The sequence below is a fragment of the Gaiella sp. genome, assembly GCF_035710885.1.
Lineage (GTDB): Bacteria > Actinomycetota > Thermoleophilia > Gaiellales > Gaiellaceae > Gaiella.
In genome coordinates this window covers 1-7,394 of record NZ_DASTCS010000001.1, presented here as the reverse complement: position 1 = coordinate 7,394, position 7,394 = coordinate 1, and the positions used below count along the sequence as shown (strand labels likewise).

The window sequence follows — 7,394 nt, the reverse complement described above, 5'->3', positions numbered from 1 at the left end:
CGAGCGCAAGGAGATGCGCCAGGCGATCCTCGACCGGCTCAACCCGGGCGACGTCGTCGAGGGCACGATCTCGAACATCGTCGACTTCGGCGCGTTCGTCGACCTCGACGGGATGGACGGCCTGATCCACATCTCCGAGCTGAGCTGGTCGCACGTCAATCATCCCTCGGAGGTACTCGAGATCGGCCAGACCGTCAAGGTCAAGGTGCTCGACATCGACCGCGAGCGACAGCGGATCTCTCTCGGCCTCAAGCAGACGCAGTCCGACCCGTGGCAGCAGGTGCTCGACTCGTACGGCGAGGGCGACGTGGTCGAGGGCCGCGTCACCAAGGTCGTCACGTTCGGGGCATTCGTCGAGATCCTTCCCGGGGTCGAGGGCCTCGTGCACATCTCCGAGCTCGCGAACCACCACGTCGAGAACCCGCGCGAGGTCGTCTCGCAGGGCGACCCGGTCAACGTCCTGATCCTGGAGATCGACGGCGACCGCCGCCGCCTCTCGCTCTCGCTCAAGCGTGTCGAGGAGGGCGCCGTGCCCGTGCCGCGCGCGGACGGCGCCGAGTCGGTGCACTCGATGCCGGACCTCAAGCTCTCCGAGGAGGCGTTCCCCTCGGGTGGCGCGGCCGTTGCCGAGGAGTCCGCCGCGCAGGAGAGCGTCGCGACCGAGGCGCCCGAGGTGACGGAGGCCGCCGGAGCCGAGGAGGCTGCCACGGAGCCCCGGGCCGAGGTCGCGCCGGAGCCCGAGACGGCGGACGAGGTCGCGTCGCAGGCTGCGCCCGAGGTCACGGAGCCCGACGCCGACGAGGTCACCCGGCAGGCCGAGACCGTGGACGAGGTCGAGGATCCCGCGGATCCGGAGCCGCCCGCGCCCGCGGCCGAGGCTCGGGCCGACGAGGCCGACGAAACGGCCTAAGGGGCCTGTCCGGAGGGTGAACCAGGGCGTCTCGCGTGCGTCTCGTGGCGCGATGCCGTGTCCTCAGCCGCCTCGATCTGCCCGCATGTCGAGGCTCCCTGCGTCCTTGCCGCGCACCACGAGCCGCGCGCTGTCCACCGTGGCCCCCCTCCGGACAGGCCCCTAGTGCGCCGCCCGATCGCCGTCGCGATCACGGGGGGGATCGGAGCAGGCAAGTCGACTGCGCTCGAGGCATTTCGGGAGCACGGCGCGGCGACGGTCTCCAGCGACGAGATCGTCCACCATCTGCTCGCCGCGGACGACGACGTCCGCGAGGCGCTCGTCGCCCGGCTGGGCGAGGAGATCCTCGGCGCCGACGGGCGGCCCGACCGGGCGCAGATCGCCAAGCGGGTCTTCGGGGACCGCGACCAGCTCGACTGGCTGGAGAAGCTCCTGCACCCGCTCGTCTCGCGTGAGTACCTCGTGTGGCGCGAGCGGCTCGCGCAGCTCGACGACCCGCCACGGGTCTGCGTCACGGAGGTGCCACTCCTCTTCGAGGTCGGGTCCGAGGAGAAGTTCGACAAGGTCGTCGTGATCACCGCCCCGGCCGCTCTGCGGGAGCAGCGACGGCGCGTCGCGCGCGACGACCGCGACTCCCGTCTCCTGCCCGACCGCGAGAAGGTCCGCCGCGCCGACTATCACTACGTCAACACCGGAACCTTCGACGACCTCCACGAGTGGGTGGGAGGGGTCATGGCAGAGCTCCAGGCGGACGCGACCACTCCCGCATGAGGCGGGTGGTGCTCGCGGTGCTGCTCCTCGTCGCGGCAGGGGCGGGCGTCGCGGCGTGGGCGGTGAGCTCCGAGCCGGAGTGGTACCAGCGCGTCCGTTACCCGCTGCGGTACGAGACGATCGTCCGTGCCCATGCGAGGAACTACGACCTGTCGCCGACTCTCCTCGCGGCGGTCATCTACGCGGAGAGCAAGTTCGACGCGTCGGCGCGCTCGGACGCCGGGGCGGTGGGCCTCATGCAGCTCTTGCCCGAGACGGCGAAGGGGATCGCCATCCGCACGGGCGGTGACGGGTTCGTCGTAGACGACCTGCTCGACCCGGAGATCAACGTCCGCTACGGCTCCTGGTACCTCAGGAACCTCCTCGACCGCTACGAGGACCTCTCCACGGCGCTCGCCGCCTACCACGCGGGACAGGGCAACGTCGACCGGTGGCGGAGGGAAGGAACCGGTATCCAGTTCCCCGAGACGCAGACGTACGTGAACAGGGTGCTCGAGGCGGAGGAGGTCTACGCCGACGCCTACGCCGACGAGCTCTCGGGCGCCTGACCCCGATCCCGCTCGCCGGGCCGGATCGCGTCGCGCACGAAGCGGAGCACGAGCTCGCCGTCGGGGGGGTCGAAGCCGAACGCGCGCTGGGAGACGATCCCGTCGATGACGACGCCGAGGAACTTGCCGATCTCGTCGGCGGAGACGTCGGAGCGGAGCTCTCCGGCGGCCTGGCCCTGCTCGATCCACTCGCGGCTTCGCTCGCGTGCCTCCGGGGGGGCGATGGTGATCCAGCGCTCCCGCAGCCCCGCGTCCGCCTTCAGGCGCCGGCCGAACTCGAGGTAGACCGCGAGCCAGTCCGGCTCGTGCTCGGTGACGGCGGCTAGCAGCGCGTCGAAGCCTCCTTCGGCGAACAGCGTGTGGAGCCGTTCGTTGTCCTCGGCCGCGAGCGCGAGGAAGAGCTCCTGCTTGGACGGGAACCAGTTGAAGATCGCTCCGCGCGAGAGCCCGATCTCCCGTTCCAGGCGGACGACGGTCGCGCCCTCGTAGCCGTGACGTGCGAAGCACCGACGCGCGCCGTCGAGCACACGTCTCCGACGTGCGTCCTTCTCGGTCTCGCTCAGTTTCGGCACGTCTGCACTTTACAAAACAGTACGTACGTCTTATATTCTTGCGATGGCTGACCCGAGAGATCGTCAACTCGCCGAGCTGCTCGTCGACACGTGCGTCGCGGTGCAGCCCGGCTGGCAGGTGCTCGTCATCGGCGCCGTACAGGGCCGTCCGCTGCTCGAGGAGATCGTGCAGCTGATCGGCGAGCGCGACGCCTACGCGCTGCTGCGCGTGACGTTCGATTCCACCTTCTCCTCCCGTACGTGGGCCCGCGCCGCGCCGCTCGAGCGGATCGCCGTCCCGGCTCCGATCGAGGAGCACGCCGTCCTGAGCTGCGACGCCCTGATCGTGATCGACGCGCCCGAGAACACGCGCGACGCCGCGAGCCTCGACGCCGAGCGCACGGCCGCGATCCTGGGCGCCTACCGACCTGCCCTCGAACGCGTCTTCCGTCACGAGGTGCCGTGGGTCGGCTGCCAGTACCCGACGGCCGCGCTCGCCCAGGACGCCGGGATGTCGACGGGCGAGTTCGCGGACTTCCTCTACGACGCGTGCCTGCGCGACTGGGACGCGGAGCGCGAGCGCATGCAGCGCTACGCCGACCGTTTCGACGCGGCCGACGAGGTGCGCATCGTCGGCGCGGAGACCGACCTCCGACTCTCGATCGCGGGACGCTCGATGAAGGTCGACGCAGGAGGAGCGAACATCCCCGGCGGGGAGTTCTTCGGCTGTCCCGTGGAGGACTCTGCAGAGGGCGTGATCGCGTTCAACGAGTTCCCGGCGGTGTACGCCGGCCGGGAGATGACGGGGATCAGGCTCCGCTTCGTGGGCGGCCGCGTCGTCGAGGCGTCGGCGGATACGAACCAGGACTTCCTCGTCGAGACGATCGACGGGGACGAGGGCGGTCGCCGTCTCGGCGAGCTCGGGATCGGCTGCAACCCCGGCATCACGCGGTACATGCGCAACACGCTGTTCGACGAGAAGATCGACGGCACGGTGCATCTCGCGCTCGGCAACGGCATGCCCGATCTCGGCGGGAAGAACGAATCCCGCATCCACTGGGACATCGTCAAGGACCTGCGCATGCCGGGCACGCGGATCGAGCTCGACGGCGAGGTCGTGCAGCAGGATGGAGCGTGGCTGGTCTGACGCCTGCCACGCGTCCGCTCCGGCAGCGGCCGGTGCTCGCGCTCGTCTCCGCCGAGGTGATCTCCTCGCTCGGCTCGCAGATGACGTTCCTCGCGCTGCCGTGGTTCGTGCTCCAGACGACGGGCTCGCCCACGAAGATGGGCGTCGTCCTCGCTGCGGAGCTGGCGCCGATCGCGGTGCTCGGGATCCCGTCCGGGGCGGTGATCGCCCGCTACGGGGCGCGCCGCACGATGATCGTTTCGGATCTCGCCCGCGCGCCGTTGATCGCCTCGATCCCGCTGCTGCACGAGCTCGGCGTGCTCAGCTTCCAGTTGCTGCTCGTGATCGTGGCCTGCTTCGGGTGCTTTCTCGCGCCGTACTTCGCCTCGCAGCGATTGATCCTCCCCGAGCTCGTCGGGGACGACGAGCACGTCGTCGCCCAGGCGAACGCCGTCGTGGAGGGCGCGAACCGCGCGACCTCGTTGCTCGGGCCCGCCGCCGCCGGGTTGCTGATCGCAGGGTTCAGCGCACCGGTCGTGCTCTACGTCGACGCCGCCACGTTCCTCTGCGCGTTCGCCCTGCTGACGCTGCTCGTCCCCTCGCGTCCGCCGCTGCCGCAGTCCGATGACGGGCGGGGGATGCTCGCCGGGATCCGCTTCCTGCTTCGCGACCGCATGCTGCGCGTGCTCGGCATCACGGCGCTGTTCACCAACGGGCTCGGGCAGATGCTGAGCGCTGGCCTCACCGTGCTCGCGTACGAGGAGTACTCGAGCTCGAAGGTGGCAGGCGCCTTCTTCGCGGCCTTCGGCGTGGGCGCCGTGCTCGGAAGCATCGCCGCCGTGCGGATCGTCGGCCGCCACGATCCGCTGCGACTGGGCGCGACCGCCTTCGTCGCGCTGACCCTCCCCGTCTTCGCGCTGTCGCTGGAGCTTCCGGTCCCGGCGGTGATGACCGCGCTCGCCGCGTCGTCGTTCTTCGGCCCGCTGGTGAACGCGCCGCTGATCGGGGTGATCACGATGCGCACGCCCGAGGCGGTCCGCGCGAAGGTGATGACTGCGGTCCTGACGATGGCGATGCTCGCGGGCCCGGTCGGGATGCTCGTCGCTGGGCCGCTGCTCGAGTCGTGGGGGCCGCGCCCCGTATTCCTCCTGGTCGCGACGGGGCAGCTGCTGGCGACGATCCCCTTTGCGCTCGTCGCGTTCGGCGATCGGGCGACCGAGCCCGCCCCCAGCGCCACCGCGTAGGCCTACGGAGCAGGCTCGGGCAGGTCCTCGAGCATGTGGCGCCAGAGGTTGTCGAGCAACTGCATCCCCTGGGCCGTGTACAGCACGGCGGGGAAGTCGAGCACCCCCGCCGAGAACACACGAGCGCCGGCGGGAGTCTCGTAGTACGCCATCTCGGCGTGGAGGCCGAGCCCGAACAGGTTGGGGATGAGCGCGAGCACGCGCGTCCCCGGCGGCGACAGCGGCGTCGTCATGTCGATCTCGATCCCGAACCCGCCGACCTCCTCACCGAGGGTGTCTCCGTTCTCGAGGCCGGTGTCCTCGAACAGCCAGGGCGCAGCGTCCCGGTCGCTCACGATGAACGGCGCCTGGCGTCGACCGTCGTCGTTCGCCCGGTACTGCACACCGAGCAGCCGGGACTCCGGCCGCGAGAGATTCCGCCACTGCGCGATCCGACGGATCGTCTGGCCGCTCCGCTCGACCTTCCAGAAGAAATTGTTCGCCGAGAGGAAGATCAGTCGGCCGCCGAGGTCGCGGAAGCGCTCGACGACGTTGTAGGCCTGCTCGGTCATGTACTCGCTGTGGCCCGGGAAGACGACGAGGTCGTAGAGGCGCCGGAGCTCGTCGCCGGTCCCGATCGCGTCGAGGTCGTCGTCCGTCAGGAAGTCCGGGTCGCGCCTCGTCTTCTCGAGCCAGCGGAGGAACGGGACGTCGTAGCGGCGGAAGCGGGGTGGGACGCCTCGGTCGCGGTACGGCCGGTCGAGCGCGACCGGCGGGATGCCGCCCGCGTACCAGGTGTCGCCCCAGCCGTCGCCGTCGACGTCGAACAGGTTGTAGGCCTGCCACGTGTTCGTCGGCAGCACCACCGCCACGCGCGTCGAGCCGGGCGCGGTGGCGCGGAGCACGAACGGCGCGAAGCCGATGCGGCCGTCCTCGGTCTCGAGCCGGGCCGCGTACAGGCCGCTCGGCCAATCGCCCGTCTGCACGGTGATCGTCCTTCTCGCCGACCGCTTTCCGGTCCAGTCGATGCCGACAGCCGGGCCCATCGCGAGCCCTACGATCTCGTCGCCGCGCAGGCTCGGGTCCGGCCCGTGCCCGACACGGAGAAAGGTCAGGGAGAACCACGGCGCGTCGGCGAGCACCTGTAGCGCCATCCGCTCGGTCGGGAGGTACGAGCGGCGGGTGAACGCCGCCTCGACTCCGAGCACGCGGACGACGGGAGCGCTCGCCCGCTCCGGTGTCGCGGGGCGCCGCCCTCCGTAGATCCGCCGCTTGCCGTTTCCCTCCACCGTGAGCCGCATGACGTACGAGCCGACCGGCGTGTCCATGGAGGGTTGCCAGGCGAGCTCGTGCTGCCCGGGGCCGAGTGTGGCCTCCGTCGTCCAGCGGACGTTGCTCGCGCCGATGCCCGTCCGTACCGCCTCCAGTCGGACGCGCGCGCGCCGCTCGAGCCGAAACCCCACCGCCGCCGTATCGCGCCCCTCGTTCCCGGGCGCCACGGTGACGAACATCGGACGGTCACCCACGAACCGCCTCGCCGACCCGCGGACGGCGATCCCGCTGGCCCGGGGCGCACGCGTGTCGCGCGCGGCCCCCACACCGGGTAACGCCGCCAACAGACCGGCGGCGCCCGCTGCAGCTCTGAGCAAGCGCCGCCGTGTGAGTCCCGATCGCACGGCCCCGAACCGTACCGCCCGCCTCGGCGCGCCCGAGCCGGTCGAGGGGCCTCCCCACGTGGCCCCCCCGACCGGTGCCGTTGACGCCCCCGACCGTTATCCAGACGACGCCGGGGGTGCCGGCTGCTCGGGACACACGCCGCTCGAGTGGCCGGTCGCGGACGCTCCCTGCGCATCCGTCGCAATCACGTCTGCCTCGACCGGCCCCACGTACCCCCCGCCGTACAGGCACGGCTCGCTGAAGCCCTGTGACCACGATCCAGATGCGTCGCTCGTCTCGACGTTCGGGAAGGTTTCATCTGGAGTCGTGGGGCTCGAGAAGACGAATGTGATCGAGATCTCGCTGTTCGGATGAAAGCCAGTCCCGCTCACGACCGTGGTGAAGCACTCGGGACATGTGCCCGGCGTATCCACGACTGTCAGCGCGGGATTCACCGCCGGCGGCTTGGGCGTCGGCGGAGCCGGAGGCACGAAGCGGCCCTCGAGCACCGCGACGACGTCCATCGATCCGGACACCTTGATGGTGCACGGGTTACCCTGCCCGGCGCATGCGCCCTCCCAGGCCTTGAACGTATGGCCCGGGGTCATC

8 protein-coding genes are annotated in these 7,394 nt (G+C 70.7%); 5 read left to right on the top strand and 3 right to left on the bottom strand.

Features of this window, described 5'->3' with window-relative positions; all coding sequences use genetic code 11:
- The 3 genes from VFO26_RS00040 to VFO26_RS00030 all read left to right on the top strand — a co-directional run.
- The coding region (locus VFO26_RS00040; RefSeq protein WP_325112814.1) for a 30S ribosomal protein S1 at positions 1-910 on the top strand (910 nt) is incomplete at its 5' end.
- 165 nt (positions 911-1,075) lie between these two features.
- Entirely contained in the window at positions 1,076-1,681 is a 606-nt protein-coding gene (coaE, locus tag VFO26_RS00035; RefSeq protein ID WP_325112813.1) for a dephospho-CoA kinase, read from the top strand.
- Positions 1,678-2,229, top strand: coding sequence for a lytic transglycosylase domain-containing protein (locus VFO26_RS00030; protein WP_325112812.1), 552 nt, complete (start codon positions 1,678-1,680; stop codon positions 2,227-2,229). The genes coaE and VFO26_RS00030 overlap by 4 nt, the downstream gene beginning before the upstream one ends.
- Here the strand turns inward: VFO26_RS00030 and VFO26_RS00025 are convergent.
- A complete protein-coding gene (locus VFO26_RS00025) occupies positions 2,202-2,801 on the bottom strand; it encodes a TetR/AcrR family transcriptional regulator (protein ID WP_325112811.1) in 600 nt (199 codons plus the stop codon). The genes VFO26_RS00030 and VFO26_RS00025 overlap by 28 nt on opposite strands.
- A gap of 43 nt (positions 2,802-2,844) precedes the next feature.
- Between VFO26_RS00025 and VFO26_RS00020 the strand changes: the two genes are divergently transcribed.
- A complete protein-coding gene (locus VFO26_RS00020) occupies positions 2,845-3,927 on the top strand; it encodes an aminopeptidase (RefSeq protein ID WP_325112810.1) in 1,083 nt (360 codons plus the stop codon).
- Positions 3,915-5,150, top strand: coding sequence for an MFS transporter (locus VFO26_RS00015; RefSeq protein WP_325112809.1), 1,236 nt, complete (start codon positions 3,915-3,917; stop codon positions 5,148-5,150). Before VFO26_RS00020 ends, VFO26_RS00015 begins: the two co-directional genes overlap by 13 nt.
- A 2-nt stretch (positions 5,151-5,152) precedes the next feature.
- On the opposite strand, the gene VFO26_RS00010 is transcribed toward VFO26_RS00015, so the two are convergent.
- Both VFO26_RS00010 and VFO26_RS00005 read right to left on the bottom strand, forming a co-directional pair.
- Complete coding sequence (locus VFO26_RS00010; RefSeq protein WP_325112808.1) at positions 5,153-6,655, bottom strand: N,N-dimethylformamidase beta subunit family domain-containing protein; 1,503 nt, start codon at positions 6,653-6,655, stop codon at positions 5,153-5,155.
- Between the two features lie 246 nt (positions 6,656-6,901).
- The coding region (locus VFO26_RS00005) for a hypothetical protein (protein WP_325112807.1) at positions 6,902-7,394 on the bottom strand (493 nt) is incomplete at its 5' end.